Raw genomic sequence first — 13153 nt, forward strand, 5'->3', positions numbered from 1 at the left:
GGCGGCGGGCGATCCGGCGGGCGGTGGACCCGCGTCGGATCCTGGATCACGATCACCTGCGGCGGCGCGTAGTACCACGGATTGGTGACGAACCCCGGGCCCCACCACGTCGGGCTCCACGAGCGGCCGTAGTCGATCACCGTGTCGGCGTCGCCGTAGGCGGAGCGGCCGACGTAGTAGTCGCCTTGACCGCTGACGTGGGTGTAGCTCGGCTCGACGGCGCAGCCGGCGAGCAGCAGCGCGGCGACGAGCACGTACGGGTATCGCATGGCGCACCTCCGGGAACGCGGTCCTCGCGCAAAGGACGCGCGCGGGCAGGATTCGGTCGCGATTCGCACTCTACGCCGTTCAGCCGGCCAGGGTGCGCTCGAGGATGTCGGCGAGGTCGCGCGACAGCCGCGGCGCGTCGGCGGCGAGCGCGGCGAGCGCCTGCTGCGCCTGCCGGCGGCGCACCGGTTCCAGCCGGCGCCAGCCGTTGAAGGCGGTGGCGAGCCGTGCCGCGACCGAGGGATTGATCGCATCCAGTTCGCGCAGCCGTTCGACCAGCCAGAAGTAGGCGGCGCCGTCGGCGCGATGGAAGCCGACCGGGTTGCCCTGCGCGTAGCTGCGCAGCAGCGCGTAGACGCGGTTCGGATTGCGCAGCGTGAAGGCGGGATCGCGCATCAGGGCCTGCACGCGTTGCAGCGCGGTGGCGGCCGGCACCTGCGCCTGCAGCGCGAACCACTTGTCCAGCGCCAGCGCGTTGCCGTCGTAGCGGCGCCGATAACGCGCCAGCGCGTCGCCCGCCTCGCGGGCGCCGCTGCGCACCAGCGCCGCCAGCGCGGCCAGGCGGTCGGTCATGCCGTGCGCGCCGTCGAACTGCAGCCGCGCGGACGCGTGGCCGCGCGCCGGATCGTGGCGGCACAGCAGGTCGAGCACGCGCCGCTTCAACCGGCGTCGCGCCTGGGCGGCCGCGTCGAGCGTGCCGTCGGCCTGCGCGTGCAGCGCGCGGTAACGCGGCTCCAGCGCGGCGCCGAGGCGCGCAGCCAGCGAGTTTTCCAGCGTCTCGCGCGCCTCGTGCACGGCATCGGGATCGAGTTCGGCGCAGCGCTCGCCCAGTTCCACCGCCGACGGCGGCGTCAGCAGCTCGGCCAGCAGCGCCGCGTCCAGCGCCGCGTCGTCGAACAGCGCGGCCAGCGCCTCGCACCAGGCGACCAGCGCCGTGCCCGGTCCGCCGCGCAGCGCGGCGTCGAAGGCGAGCTGGGCCAGGCGCTGGCCGGCGTCCCAGCGGTTGTAGCCGTCGGATTCGTGGCGCAGGCGGAAGGCGAGATCGGCCGGCGCCTCGTCGCTCTCGACGATCACCGGCGCGGAGAAGCCGCGCAGCAGCGACGGCAGCGGCGGCTCCGGCACGTCGACGAAGCGGAAGGTCTGCTCCGCCGCGGTCAGCTCCAGCACGCGCTCTTCGCCCGCGGCGGCGGCTTCGCCTTCGAGGCGCAGCGGCAGCAGGCGGCCGTCGCGCGCGAACAGGGCGACGCGCAGCGGGATCGGCAGCGGCCGCTTCTGCGCCTGCCCGGGCGTCGGCGGCGTGTGCTGGCCGAGCGTCAGCGCGTAGCTGCGTGTCGCCGCGTCGTAGACCTCACGCGCGCGCACGCGCGGCGTGCCGGCCTGGCGATACCAGTCGAGGTAGGGCATCAGGTCGAGACCGTTGGCGTCGCCCAGCGCCTTGAGAAAATCCTCGACCGTCACCGCCTGGCCGTCGTGGCGGGCGAAATACAGGTCGGTGCCGCGGCGGAAGCCGTCCGCGCCGAGACGGCCGGCCAGCATGCGCACCAGTTCCGCGCCCTTCTCGTAGACGGTGGCGGTGTAGAAATTGTTGATCTCGCAGTATTGCGCGGGGCGCACCGCATGCGCCAGCGGGCCGGCGTCCTCGGGAAACTGCGCGCGGCGCAGCGTGGACACGTCCTCGATGCGCTTCAGCGCCGGCGAGCCCATGTCCGCGGAGAAGCTCTGCTCGCGGAACACCGTCAGGCCTTCCTTCAGCGACAGCTGGAACCAGTCGCGGCAGGTGACGCGGTTGCCGGTCCAGTTGTGGAAGTACTCGTGGGCGACCACCGCCTCGATCTGCCGGTACTCGTCGTCGGTGGTGGCGTCGGGGTCGGCGAGCAGGTATTTGGCGTTGAAGATGTTGAGGCCCTTGTTCTCCATCGCGCCCATGTTGAAGTCGTGGGTGGCGACGATGTGGAACACGTCGAGGTCGTAGTTGCGGCCGTAGACGCGCTCGTCCCAGCGCATCGCGCGCTCCAGCGCGTCCAGCGCGTAGCCGCAGCGGCCGATCGCGTCCGCTTCCGCGAAGATGCGCAGCTTGACCGCGCGGCCCTCGGCGGTGACGTAGTCGCGCTCGATGTGCTCGAGGCGCCCGGCCACCAGCGCGAACAGGTAGCTCGGCTTGGGATGCGGATCGACGAAGCGCGCCCAGTGGCGGCCGTCCGGCAGCGCGCCGGCGCCGTCGGGGTTGCCGTTGGCCAGCAGCACCGGAAAGCGCGCGCGGTCGGCGCGCAGCGTGACCGTGTAGCGCGCCAGCACGTCCGGCCGGTCGAGGCAATAGGTGATGCGGCGGAAACCCTGGGCCTCGCACTGGGTCAGCAGGAAGCCGGTCTCGCGCGGGCCGCTGAGGTAGAGCCCCTCGAGCGCGGTGTTCTTCGCCGGCTCCACGCGCACCACCGTCTCCAGCACGCTGCCGTCGCGCGCGCCGGGCACGGTCAGGCCCTCGGCGTCGAGCATGTACTCGCCGGGTTCGAGCGCGCGGCCGTCGAGGTTTATCGAACGCAGCGCCAGACCTTCGCCGTCGAGGCGCAGCGGCGCGGCGCCCGCGCCGTTGCGGCGCAGGGCGAGGCGGGCGCGAATCTCGCTCGCGTCGATGTCGAGATCGCATGCGAGTTCGACGTGTTCGATGCGCCAGGCGGGCGCGCGGTAGTCGCTGAGCAGGACGGGACGGGAGCCGGGTGCGCCGGGAGCGTCGGAAGGAATCATCGAGGATGCTGCGGGTGCCGCCAAAAGCGCGAGGCTAGCACGCTGCCCCGAACGGCGCCTGTGACGTCCGTTAATGGCGCGTGCGCGCTAGACTGCACCGACATGACCGCCGCCGACCTCGCCCTCGACCACGTCCGCGCCGCCGCCGCGCGCATCGCCGCGCACGCGCACGTCACCCCGGTGCTGCGCTCGCGCAGCCTCGACGCGCTGGCCGGCGCCGAGCTCGTCTTCAAGTGCGAGAACCTGCAGCGCGCCGGCGCGTTCAAGTTCCGCGGCGCCTGCAACGCGGTGTGGTCGCTGGACGAAGCCGCCGCGCGGCGCGGCGTGGTCACGCATTCCTCCGGCAACCACGGCGCCGCGCTGGCGCTGGCGGCGCGCACGCGCGGCATTCCCGCCCACGTGGTGGTGCCGCAGGGCGCGGTGAAGGCCAAGCTCGCCGCGATCGAGGCCGCCGGCGCGACGCTGCACGCCTGCGCGCCGACCATGGCCGCGCGCGAGGCGATGGCCGCCGAGGTGCAGGCGGCCACCGGCGCCACGCTGGTGCACCCGTACACCGATCCGCGCGTGATCGCCGGACAAGGCACGGCGGCGCTGGAGCTGCTGCACCAGGCGGGGCCGCTGGACGCGCTGATCGCGCCGATCGGCGGCGGCGGGCTGGTCGGCGGCAGCGCGATCGCCGCGCACGGGCTCGATCCGGCGATCCGCGTCTACGCCGCGGAACCGGAAGGCGCGGCGGACGCCTACGAATCGCTGCGGCGCGGCGAGCGCTGGACCGCGTTCACGCCGGACACGATCTGCGACGGCCTGCGCGGCACCCTCGGCGAGCCGAACTTCGCGCTGCTGCGTCGGCACGCCGTCGAAGTGCTGCCGGTCGGCGACGCCGAGGTGATCGCCGCGATGCGCCTGCTGTGGGAGCGCCTCAAGCTGGTGGTGGAGCCGTCCTCCGCCACCGTGCTGGCGGCGCTGCTGCGCCACCGCGAGCATTTCGCCGGCCGCCGCGTCGGCCTGGTGCTGAGCGGCGGCAACGTCGATCTCGACGCGCTGCCTTGGCGTTGAACACGACACGCCGAGGCGACGCAAAATCGCGGCGCGGGCCGACGCGGCCGGCGCTCAGAGCCTGTGAGAAAAACTCACTTCCCGTGAGTTTTTTCAGTCGCGAGTCCGGCACAGGTCCGGACTCACTCCCGCGAAGCAAGCGCTTGCGCGCTCGCTTCGCGCGCGAGCCGTCCATGGCGCGCCTGAGAGGCTGTTTTTTCACGGCCTCTCAGCCGCGCCGCGGCGCGAGGTTGAGCGTCAGCAGCGCCGCCGCGATCAGCGCGATGCCGGCGGTTTCGGCTGCGTCGGGACGCTCGCCGAGGATCGCCCAGGCCAGCAGCACGCCGGTGATCGGCACGGCGAGGCTGGTCATGCCCGCGACGTGCGTCGGCAGCCGCTGCACGATGAAGAGCCACAGCGCCCAGGCGATGCCCGACGGCAGCACGGCGTTGTAGGCCAGCGCGGCGACGTAGCTTGGCGCCCAGTCGATCGGCCGCTCCGGGATCAGCAGCGCCAGCGCGACCAGCGCCAGCGTGCCGAGCAGCATCTGCCAGGCGGTCAGCTGCAGCGGTTCGACCGTGCCGCGCGCGAACAGCCGCTTCGCCAGTACCACGCTGACCGCCCAGCTCAGGCCGCCGGCCAGCGCCAGCGCCGTGCTGCGCAGGCCGCCCAGGCCGCGCCACGGCTCCAGCACGCAGATCAGTCCCGGCGCGGCCGCCGCGAGGCAGAACCACTGCCGCGCGCTGGGCCGCTCGCGCAGCGCGAACCAGGCCAGCAGCACCACCCAGAACGGCATCGTGTAGGCGAGCAGGGCGGTGCGGCCGGCGCCGCCGCCGACCAGCGCCAGCTGCACCAGCGCCTGGAAGCCGGCGGTCTGCGTCAGGCCGATCGCCAGCGCCGGCTTCAGCGGCGGCGGCGCCAGCGATTCGCGGCGCAGCAGCATCAGGCCGAACAGCACCGCGGTGCCGAACACGTAGCGCAGCGCCGAGAACGCGAACGGCCCCGAGTACTGCAGGGCCTGCTTCATCACGATCCAGTTGTAGCTCCAGATCAGGGTCAGCGCGATCAGCGCGTACAGCGCGCCGCGGCGGGCGTCGGTGCGGGGCATCGGGGCAGGGCGTGGCCGCGCCGGAGCGGCGCGGGCTCCGCGTATCATACGCAACCGCCCCATCCGCCGACGGAGCGCGCCATGCAGGCCGAAAGCATCGCCCTGATCGACGAGTACTACGCCGCCTTCAACCGCGGCGACTGGGCCGGCATGCTGGCCCTGCTCGACGAGCGCGTGGTGCACGACATCAACCAGGGCGGCTGCGAGCAGGGCCGCGCCAAGTTCGAGGCTTTCCTCGCGCACATGGCGCGCTGCTACCGCGAGCGGCTCGAGGACATCGTGGTGATGGCGACGCCGGACGGCAGCCGCGCCGCCGCCGAATTCACCGTGCACGGCACGTATCTGGCGGACGACGCCGGCCTGCCGAAGGCGCGCGGCCAGCGCTACGTGCTGCCGGCCGGCGCGTTCTTCGTCATCCGCGACGGCCGCATCGCCCGCGTCACCAACTACTACAATCTGGAAGACTGGAAGCGCCAGGTCGGCGCCTGAGCCGCGGCGGGATGCCGCGGGGCGGCCTTGATCGCGGTCAAGGCCGGCGCGGATCCGGCATTGTCTGCTGATGCCGCGCGCCCGCCGCGCGCCGCGCGTCCCGAAGCCAAGGAGCACCGCATGGCCACCCTCGCCGCCGCCGCCCGCCCCCGCTACGCCGTGCCCGTGCGCTGGCTGCACTGGCTGGGCTTCATCCTGGTCGCGCTGGCCTACCTGTTCATCGAGCTGAAGGGCTACGTGCCGAAAGGCACGCCATTGCGCGAGGCGCTGAAGCAGTACCACTTCTGGGCCGGGCTCGGCGTGCTGCTGCTGCTGCTGCCGCGCGTGTGGGCGCGCGCCCGCCACGGCACGCCGCCGATCACGCCGACGCCGGCCGGCTGGATGGAGCTGCTGGGGCGGCTGACCCATCTCGCGCTCTACCTGTTCCTGCTGGTGCAGCCGCTGCTCGGCCTGGTCGTGCTGCAGCTCGACGGCGGCAGCGTGAACTTCCCCGGCGGACTCGCGCTGCCCAGCTTCCTCGCCGCGCCCAACCACGAACTCGCGCACGACTTCGAGGAGATCCACGAGACGCTCGGCGAGATCTTCTACTGGGTGATCGGCCTGCACATCGCCGCCGCGCTGTGGCACCACTTCGTCAGCCGCGACGACACGCTGAAGCGCATGCTCTAGCGGCGGTCTAGGCGCCGCGGTCGGTGCGCAGCGCCTGCGCGACGCGCGCGTCTTCCGCCGCGCCGCGCGCGCTCAGCCAGCTGAACAGGGCGATGCCGGCGATCACCGCCAGCGCGCCCAGCGCGGCGACGCCGCGCGGCCACGGCTCGCCGAGGCACAGCGCGCCCAGCGCGCAGGAGAACAGCAGCTCCGCCGCCTGCATCGCCTCGACCGCGGCCAGCGCGGTCGGGTCGTGGCGCACGCGCGCGGTGGCGGCGAAGAACAGGATGGTGGCGATCACGCCGGACGACAGCGCCACGCCGCCGGCCAGCAGGATCTCCGCCGGCGACGGCGGCCCGGCCGTCAGCCACGCCCACGCGGCCAGCGCGAGCCACCACGGCTGGCTGGCCAGCGTCATGCCGAACACGCGTTGCGTCGCGTTCAGCGCGGTGCCGCTGCGCTCCAGATGCAGCAGGATCATGCGATTGCCGAGCGGGTAGGCGAACGCGGCGACCACCACCGCGCCCAGCGCCAGCCAGCCGGCGCGATCCAACGCACCGCGCGCGTGGCCGAGCTGCATCGCCAGCACGCCGGCGAAGATCAGCGCGCCGACGGCGAGCGGCGCCCAGGCCAGGCGGCCGCGCGCGTCGCGATAGATCAGCGGCGCCAGCAGCGGTCCGGCCAGCACCGTGCTCTGGAAGCTGCCGGCGACCAGCCAGGCCGGACCGCTGGCCGCGGCCCAGGTCAGGCCGCTGCCGAACACGAAGAAGCCGACGCCGCTCCACAGCAGCCAGGCGCGCCGGTGCTGCGCCAACTCGCGCGGCAGCGCGCCCGGCCCGCCCTGGAACGGCAGCACCGCCGCCAGCAGCGGCAGGGTGATCAGGTAGCGCAGGCTCACCGCCCAGGCCCAGTGCCCGCCGCCTTCGACGATGCCGCGGTTGAGCACGTAGGTCATCGTGAAGAACAGCGCCGAGGCGAGACCGAGCGCCACGGCGCGCAGGGCGGAGGCGCGCATCCGCCCAGTGTGCCGCACGCGCCGCGGCGGCCGCCAGCGCGCGACGGCGCGGCCGCGGCGCGTGCAGCGCGGCCTCGAAAGGTATACAAAGGCGCCTCGGGCCCGGCGACGGAGGGGCCCGCCAGGACCGCGCAGGCGACGGCCGGCGCCCGCCGTTTCCGCGCGAGGCGGCGCATCCCCGGCGCAGCGGGGACCACGGATGCGGAAGCATGCTTCCGGCGCGCGCGGAGGCATGGCTGCGGCGTGCAAGCCGGAAGTTCCTCCAAGGGGGAGAGGATGACTGCCGATCCGCGCAAGCGCTGTCCGTGGGCCGAGGCCAGCGCGCTGGAACGCGACTACCACGATCGCGAATGGGGCGTGCCGCGGCACGACGACCGCACGCTGTTCGAATTCATCACGCTGGAAGGCGCGCAGGCCGGCCTGTCGTGGCGCACCGTGCTGAGCAAGCGTGAGCGCTACCGCGAGGCGTTCCACGGCTTCGACATCGAGCGCGTGGCGCGCATGCGCGACGCCGAACTGGAGAAGCTGCTGAAGGACGAAGGCCTGATCCGCAACCGCCTGAAGATCGTCTCCACGCGCGACAACGCGCGCGCCGCGCTGGCCATCATCGAGCATCACGGCAGCCTGGATGCCTGGCTGTGGGGCTTCGTCGGCGGCGCGCCGGTCGTCAATCGCTGGGTGCACGCCAGCCACGTGCCGGGACGCACCGCGGTGTCCGACCGCATGAGCCGGGAACTCACCCGCCACGGCTTCCACTTCGTCGGCTCGACCATCTGCTACGCGTTCATGCAGGCGGTCGGCATGGTCAACGACCATCTGGTCGGCTGCTTCCGCCACGACGAGGTGTGATCGCCGCGGCGTCCGCCGCGTGCCGCGGATGAACGCGGCTTGCCCGTGGCTTGCGCGCCGCGCGGCCGAAATGCGACGCCGTTGGCGATTTGCGCGGCCGTTCCGCGGACTCGAGAAACACGGACTGAACGCCGTGACGCACCCCCATTGTGCGCGACGGTTGCGGCGGTCGAGGATGGAGAAGACGCGGCCCGGGCAGGGGGCGGCTGCGCTCCAGGTTCGCCTCGAGCCATGCGCTCGCCATGTCACGGAGAACGCTCGCCATGAACAGCAAGCCACGTTTCGCGCTGTCCCTGCTTTGCGCCGCGCTGCTCGGCGCGCTCGGCGCGCAGGCCTACGCCGACGGCACCACCGAGCCGACGCCGCCGCCCGCGGCGACCGGCAACACCGAAGCCGGCAAGCTCGCCGCCGCCTACGGCGGCTTCGCCGGTTCCGACGCCAACGCGCGGGCGCTGGTGGACGGCCTGCGCGACGGCACGTCGATCACCTTGAACACCAGCGTCACGAATCCGGACGGCACCACCACGACCAGCGCCACCACCTTCCAGCCGGCGACCGGCAAGATGGGCTACGGCGAGGTCGACATCGCGCTGGCGCTGGCCAAGGACGAGCTGGCCAAGCTCGGCATCACCGCCCCCACCGCCGCGCAGATCGAGGCGGCGCTGAACGGCGGCACCGTCACGCTCGCCGACGGCAGCACGCAGGATCTCAAGGGCGTGCTGGCGCTGCGCGCCGACGGACAAGGCTGGGGCCAGATCGCCAAGACGCTGGGCGTCAAGCTCGGCGCCATCGTCAGCGCCTCGCACACCGACAAGAGCCAGGCCGGCCTCGACCACGGCAAGCCGGACAGCGCCGGCCAGGTCGCCAAGGCCGATCGCCCCGAGCATCCGGCGCGCCCGGATCGTCCCGAACGCCCGCAGCGTCCGGAACGCCCCGAGCGTCCCGACCACGCCGGCCGTCCGGGCGGCTGAGCGCGGCCGCTCTCCGCCCGATCCGTCGCGCGGACGGCCGCCGGGCGTCCGCGCCGTTCCCTGTGCAAGGACCCTGCAACATGATCCAGCTTCGCCTTCGCGATCTGCTCGCCCTCGGTCTGCTCGTTTTCGCGGCGTCCGCCGCGCACGCCGCCGACGACGGCAAGTTCGTCGTCTCCGCCGGCGTCGACTACACCTCCGGCAAGTACGGCACCGACACCTCCACCGACATCTGGGACGTGCCGTTCGGTTTCGGCTACGCCGCCGGGCCGTGGTCGTTCAAGCTGACCGTGCCGTACGTCAGCATCAGCGGCGCCAGCAACGTCATCCCCGGCATCGGCCAGGTGCAGAACACCAATCCGCGGGGACGCGGCCGCGGCCGCGGCGGCGTGCCGACGCCGCCGTCCACCGTGACCACCGGCTCCGCGTCCGGCCTCGGCGACGTGGTCGCGCAGGCCACCCTGCAGGCCTACACCGACGCCGCCGCGCAGTTCGGCGTCGACGTCACCGGCAAGGTCAAGTTCGGCACCGCCGACGAGAACAAGGGCCTCGGCACCGGCAAGAACGACTACGGCCTGAACGTCGACCTGTACAAGGGCTTCGGCGCGTGGACGGTGTTCGGCGGCGTCGGCTACACCCGCTACGGCAGCTCCGACTTCATCCCGCTGAACAACGGCTGGAACGCCAACCTCGGCACCGGCTACAAGCTGGACGAGGCCGACAACATCGGCGTGTACTACTACTACCGCGAGAAGATCTCCGACGCCGGCTTCCGGCAGAGCGAGGCGACCGCCTACTGGAACCACCGCATCGGCGACGCCTGGGCCGTGCAGGCCTACGTGCTGGGCGGCTTCGCCGACGGCAGTCCGGACTGGGGCGCGGGCGCCAACGTCAAGTACACGTTCTGAGCCGCCGTCCGCGCGTCGGGACGCGCGATGGGGCCTGCGGGCCCCGTCGCCGTTTGCCGTGCGGCTAAGCGAACGCTAAGTCGCGTCGCCTAGGCTGCCCGCGCGGCTGCGGAGGAACGAGGATGCGCGCGGGTGCGAGGGCCATCACGGCGGCGGCGATCGCCGCATTCGCGGCGGCGGCGCTGGCATGGGTGGCGCCGCGCGCCGCCGACGGCTACCGCGTGCTGCACCGCTACCGCCTCGGCGGCGAGGGCGGCTGGGACTACCTGACGCTGGACGCGGCCGGCCGCCGTCTGTACGTCAGCCACGGCGACCGCGTGGTGGTGATGGACGCCGACAGCGACCGCGTGCTCGGCACGATCGGCGGCCTGTCCGGCGTACACGGCGTCGCGCTGGCGCCGGCGCTGCGGCGCGGCTGGATCAGCGATGGCCGCGGCGACGCGGTGCGCGTGTTCGACACGGCGACGCTCGAAGTCACGGCCACGCTGGCGGACGTCGGCGGCAATCCCGATGCGATCGTCTACGACGCGCCGTCCGCGCGCGTGCTCACCTTCAATGGCCGCAGCCGCGACGTCACCGCGATCGACGCCGCCGGCGGCAAGATCGTCGGCAGGCTGGCGCTGTCCGGCAAGCCGGAATTCGCGGTCGGCGACGGGCGCGGCCGCATCTACGTGAACATCGAAGACAAAGGACACCTCGCGGTGCTCGATCCGCTGCGCCTCAGGCTGCTGGCGGAGTGGCCGCTGCGCGACTGCGTGGACCCGACCGGGCTCGCACTGGATCCGCTGCACCGGCGCCTGTTCTCGGTGTGCCGCAACCGGCGCATGGTGGTGACGGATGCCGCCGACGGCCACGCCGTCGCCGCGCTGCCGATCGGCGACGGGCCGGATGGCGTCGCCTTCGACGCGGCGCGCGGCCTGGTTTACAGCTCGAACGGGGCGAGCGGCACGCTCACCGTGGTGCACCAGGACGACGCCGACCATTATCGCGTCGTCGCCGAGGTGCCGACGCAGCCGAGCGCGCGCACGCTGGCGCTCGATCCGGTCAGCGGCAATGTCTATCTGTCGGCGGCGACGGTCGTGCCGGCCGACGGGGCGCGTCTGCAGGCGATGGTGCCGGGCAGCTTCGTCGTGCTGGTGGTCGGCCGGCCGGTGGCGCGCTGAATCGCGCCGCGCTCAGCCGGCGCCGCGCCGCGAGCCGCGCAGCTTGTCGGGCGAGAAGGTGGCGATCTCCGCGCCGCGCACGCGGCGCGGCTGGCCTTCCGGCGGGCCCCAGGCGTGCAGGTACACCACCTCCCAGGTGGACGGCACGCGGCCGTCGACGCGCAGCGCCTCGTAGGCCTCGAGCATGCGCCGGAAGCGCGCCTTGCCGGTCAGGCCGCGTTCGCGCGCGGCATCGGCGTTGGTGGCGCCGAGGCCCTTCAGTTCGCGCAGCAGCGCCTGCGGATCGGGATAGGTGAGCGTGAAGCGCTCGACGCTCAGCACCGGATCGCGGAAGCCGGCGTTCAGCGCGGCGTCGCCGAGGTCGTGCATGTCGAGGAAGCGGCCGACGTGCGGATGCGTGCCGTCGGCGCTGGCCCAGGCCTGGCGCAGCTCGATCAGCGTGTCCGGGCCGAACGTCGACAGCAGCATCAGGCCGCCCGGCTTCAGCACGCGCAGCCATTCGGCGAACAGCGGCGCGGGATCGTCGATCCACTGGATGCACAGATTGGAATGCAGCAGGTCGACGCTGCGGTCCGCCAGCGGCAGCGCCTGCGCGTCGGCGCACACGCGCGCGAACGGCCGGCGCCAGCTGCGGTGCGCCTTCGCCGCGCGCAGCATCGGCAGGGCGAGGTCGAGCGCGATCACTTCGGCGTGGGAAAACGCCCGTTTCAGCGCCGCGGTGCCGGCGCCGGTGCCGGCGCCGACGTCGAGCACGCGCGCCGGCGGCGCGTCCAGCATCGCCAGCCGCTCGCGCAGGCGCGCGCCGACCTCGCGCTGCAACGCGTCGTGGCGTTCGTAGCTGCGCGCGGCGCGCGCGAACGCGCGGCGCACCTGGCGGCGATCGAGATGGGCCTCGCTCATGCGGCCGTTCCTTGCGGGCAGACGCGGCGCGGTCGTGCGCGCCGGCGGGCGGTGACGTTCATGCGGCCTCGGCCAGCAGCGGCTCGAGCGCCTCGACCACGGCGTCGGCGTAACCGAGGAACGGCGCGTGGCCGGCGTGCTCGAGGCAGGCGAAGCCGCCTTCGCACTGCTCGGCGCTCCACGCCATGCCGGCCCACGGGATCAGACGGTCGCGGCGGCCGGCGATCCAGGCGCTGGGGCGCGTCAGCTCGGGCAGGCGCGCGCGCAGGTCGGTCGCGTCGAGCATCGCCAGGCCTTCGTGCAGCACGCGCGGATCGGGCTCGCCGCGCGCGTACAGGTCGGCGCGCAGCTGGCGCAACTCTTCGCGCGCGCGTTCGCTGCCCAGCGTCTCCAGGGCGAGGAAGCGTTCCAGCGTGCCGCGGTAGTCGCGGTCGAGGTCGCGGCCGAGCTGCGCGATCACCTCGCGCTCGACGCCGTGCGGCCAGTCCTCGCCGCGGGCGAAGCGCGGCGAGGCGCACAGCATCGCCAGCGCGCGCACCTGCTGCGCGTGTTCGAGCGCGGCGGTCAGCGCCACCAGGCCGCCCAGCGACCAGCCCAGCCACAGCGCCGGCGGCGTGCGCGCGGCGATCAGCCGCGCGCAGGCGCCGGCTTCCAGCGGCAGACCGCAGTCGCGCGAACGGCCGTGACCGGGCAGGTCGACCACGTGCAGCGTGCAGCGCGCTTCCAGCGCGGTCACCAGCGGCGCGAACACGCCGCCGTGCATCGCCCAGCCGTGGATCAGCACCACCTGCGCGGCGCCGCGGCCGCGTTTTTCGATGAACAGTTCGGGCATGCGTCTTTCAGGTTTTCGCAGCGGTGCCGATCGCGCGCAGCGCCGCCGCCAGCGCGTCGAGCAGGCGCTCGACGTCGGCCGGCGCGTGCGCGGCGGACAAGGTGACGCGCAGGCGCGCCTTGCCCTGCGGCACGGTCGGCGGGCGGATCGCCGGCACGTAGAAACCGGCGGCCTCCAGCGCGGCGGCGGCGGCCAGCGCGGCGCCGCTGTCGCCGACCAGCACCGG

Annotated in this window: 14 protein-coding genes; 7 read left to right on the forward strand and 7 right to left on the reverse strand. The window is 73.5% G+C overall.

Annotated features, from left to right (window positions below; translation table 11 throughout):
- Positions 1–269, reverse strand: a 269-nt coding sequence (locus MBSD_RS07025) for a hypothetical protein (protein ID WP_148667829.1), incomplete at its 3' end; no start/stop codon positions are given.
- Positions 270–348: 79 nt separating this feature from the next.
- Positions 349–3009 carry an aminopeptidase N gene (gene pepN, locus MBSD_RS07030; protein ID WP_062536379.1) on the reverse strand — a complete coding sequence of 887 codons (2661 nt, stop codon included), beginning with the start codon at positions 3007–3009 and terminating at the stop codon, positions 349–351.
- A 102-nt stretch (positions 3010–3111) separates the two neighbouring features.
- Here pepN and MBSD_RS07035 point away from each other — a divergent pair, with 102 nt between their 5' ends.
- On the forward strand, positions 3112–4065 hold the full coding sequence (locus MBSD_RS07035; RefSeq protein WP_062536381.1) for a pyridoxal-phosphate dependent enzyme: 954 nt from the start codon (positions 3112–3114) through the stop codon (positions 4063–4065).
- Between the two features lie 208 nt (positions 4066–4273).
- On the opposite strand, the gene MBSD_RS07040 is transcribed toward MBSD_RS07035, so the two are convergent.
- Entirely contained in the window at positions 4274–5152 is an 879-nt protein-coding gene (locus MBSD_RS07040; RefSeq protein ID WP_082306539.1) for a DMT family transporter, read from the reverse strand.
- A gap of 81 nt (positions 5153–5233) precedes the next feature.
- On the opposite strand from MBSD_RS07040, the gene MBSD_RS07045 reads away from it, so the two are divergent.
- Positions 5234–5641 (forward strand): ketosteroid isomerase-related protein, encoded by a 408-nt coding sequence (locus MBSD_RS07045; RefSeq protein ID WP_062536383.1) that lies wholly within the window; start codon positions 5234–5236, stop codon positions 5639–5641.
- Positions 5642–5761: 120 nt separating this feature from the next.
- Positions 5762–6310 (forward strand): cytochrome b, encoded by a 549-nt coding sequence (locus MBSD_RS07050; RefSeq protein ID WP_062536401.1) that lies wholly within the window; start codon positions 5762–5764, stop codon positions 6308–6310.
- 7 nt (positions 6311–6317) lie between these two features.
- Here MBSD_RS07050 and MBSD_RS07055 read toward each other — a convergent pair whose 3' ends face one another.
- Complete coding sequence (locus tag MBSD_RS07055; protein WP_062536385.1) at positions 6318–7304, reverse strand: multidrug resistance efflux transporter family protein; 987 nt, start codon at positions 7302–7304, stop codon at positions 6318–6320.
- A gap of 276 nt (positions 7305–7580) precedes the next feature.
- Here MBSD_RS07055 and MBSD_RS07060 point away from each other — a divergent pair, with 276 nt between their 5' ends.
- The 4 genes from MBSD_RS07060 to MBSD_RS07075 all read left to right on the forward strand — a co-directional run bounded on the left by MBSD_RS07060 (position 7581) and on the right by MBSD_RS07075 (position 11195).
- On the forward strand, positions 7581–8153 hold the full coding sequence (locus MBSD_RS07060; protein WP_062536387.1) for a DNA-3-methyladenine glycosylase I: 573 nt from the start codon (positions 7581–7583) through the stop codon (positions 8151–8153).
- A 263-nt stretch (positions 8154–8416) separates the two neighbouring features.
- Entirely contained in the window at positions 8417–9124 is a 708-nt protein-coding gene (locus tag MBSD_RS07065) for a hypothetical protein (protein WP_062536389.1), read from the forward strand.
- An 80-nt stretch (positions 9125–9204) separates the two neighbouring features.
- The gene (locus MBSD_RS07070; RefSeq protein ID WP_062536390.1) at positions 9205–10032 is read left to right on the forward strand and encodes a transporter family protein; all 828 of its coding nucleotides are present in this window, start codon (positions 9205–9207) and stop codon (positions 10030–10032) included.
- Positions 10033–10154: 122 nt separating this feature from the next.
- Positions 10155–11195: a YncE family protein gene (locus MBSD_RS07075; protein WP_062536392.1), complete on the forward strand. Its 1041-nt coding sequence runs from the start codon at positions 10155–10157 to the stop codon at positions 11193–11195.
- Positions 11196–11207: 12 nt separating this feature from the next.
- Here the strand turns inward: MBSD_RS07075 and bioC are convergent, their stop codons facing one another.
- From bioC to MBSD_RS15405, 3 genes are all read right to left on the reverse strand, one after another.
- Positions 11208–12095, reverse strand: a complete 888-nt coding sequence (gene bioC / locus MBSD_RS07080; protein WP_062536394.1) for a malonyl-ACP O-methyltransferase BioC — start codon at positions 12093–12095, stop codon at positions 11208–11210.
- 58 nt (positions 12096–12153) lie between these two features.
- The gene (bioH, locus tag MBSD_RS07085) at positions 12154–12927 is read right to left on the reverse strand and encodes a pimeloyl-ACP methyl ester esterase BioH (RefSeq protein ID WP_062536396.1); all 774 of its coding nucleotides are present in this window, start codon (positions 12925–12927) and stop codon (positions 12154–12156) included.
- Between the two features lie 7 nt (positions 12928–12934).
- The coding region (locus MBSD_RS15405; RefSeq protein ID WP_336603254.1) for an aminotransferase class I/II-fold pyridoxal phosphate-dependent enzyme at positions 12935–13153 on the reverse strand (219 nt) is incomplete at its 5' end.

The organism is Mizugakiibacter sediminis (assembly GCF_000953855.2).
GTDB classification, from domain to species: domain Bacteria; phylum Pseudomonadota; class Gammaproteobacteria; order Xanthomonadales; family Rhodanobacteraceae; genus Mizugakiibacter; species Mizugakiibacter sediminis.

Coding starts and splice junctions, on each gene's coding strand:
- MBSD_RS07040 (WP_082306539.1), bottom strand. CDS start 5,152: ATGCCCCGCACCGACGCCCGCCGCGGCGCGCTGTACGCGCTGATCGCG.
- MBSD_RS07075 (WP_062536392.1), top strand. CDS start 10,155: ATGCGCGCGGGTGCGAGGGCCATCACGGCGGCGGCGATCGCCGCATTC.
- bioH (WP_062536396.1), bottom strand. CDS start 12,927: ATGCCCGAACTGTTCATCGAAAAACGCGGCCGCGGCGCCGCGCAGGTG.
- MBSD_RS07050 (WP_062536401.1), top strand. CDS start 5,762: ATGGCCACCCTCGCCGCCGCCGCCCGCCCCCGCTACGCCGTGCCCGTG.
- pepN (WP_062536379.1), bottom strand. CDS start 3,009: ATGATTCCTTCCGACGCTCCCGGCGCACCCGGCTCCCGTCCCGTCCTG.
- bioC (WP_062536394.1), bottom strand. CDS start 12,095: ATGAGCGAGGCCCATCTCGATCGCCGCCAGGTGCGCCGCGCGTTCGCG.
- MBSD_RS07045 (WP_062536383.1), top strand. CDS start 5,234: ATGCAGGCCGAAAGCATCGCCCTGATCGACGAGTACTACGCCGCCTTC.
- MBSD_RS07035 (WP_062536381.1), top strand. CDS start 3,112: ATGACCGCCGCCGACCTCGCCCTCGACCACGTCCGCGCCGCCGCCGCG.
- MBSD_RS07070 (WP_062536390.1), top strand. CDS start 9,205: ATGATCCAGCTTCGCCTTCGCGATCTGCTCGCCCTCGGTCTGCTCGTT.
- MBSD_RS07065 (WP_062536389.1), top strand. CDS start 8,417: ATGAACAGCAAGCCACGTTTCGCGCTGTCCCTGCTTTGCGCCGCGCTG.
- MBSD_RS07055 (WP_062536385.1), bottom strand. CDS start 7,304: ATGCGCGCCTCCGCCCTGCGCGCCGTGGCGCTCGGTCTCGCCTCGGCG.
- MBSD_RS07060 (WP_062536387.1), top strand. CDS start 7,581: ATGACTGCCGATCCGCGCAAGCGCTGTCCGTGGGCCGAGGCCAGCGCG.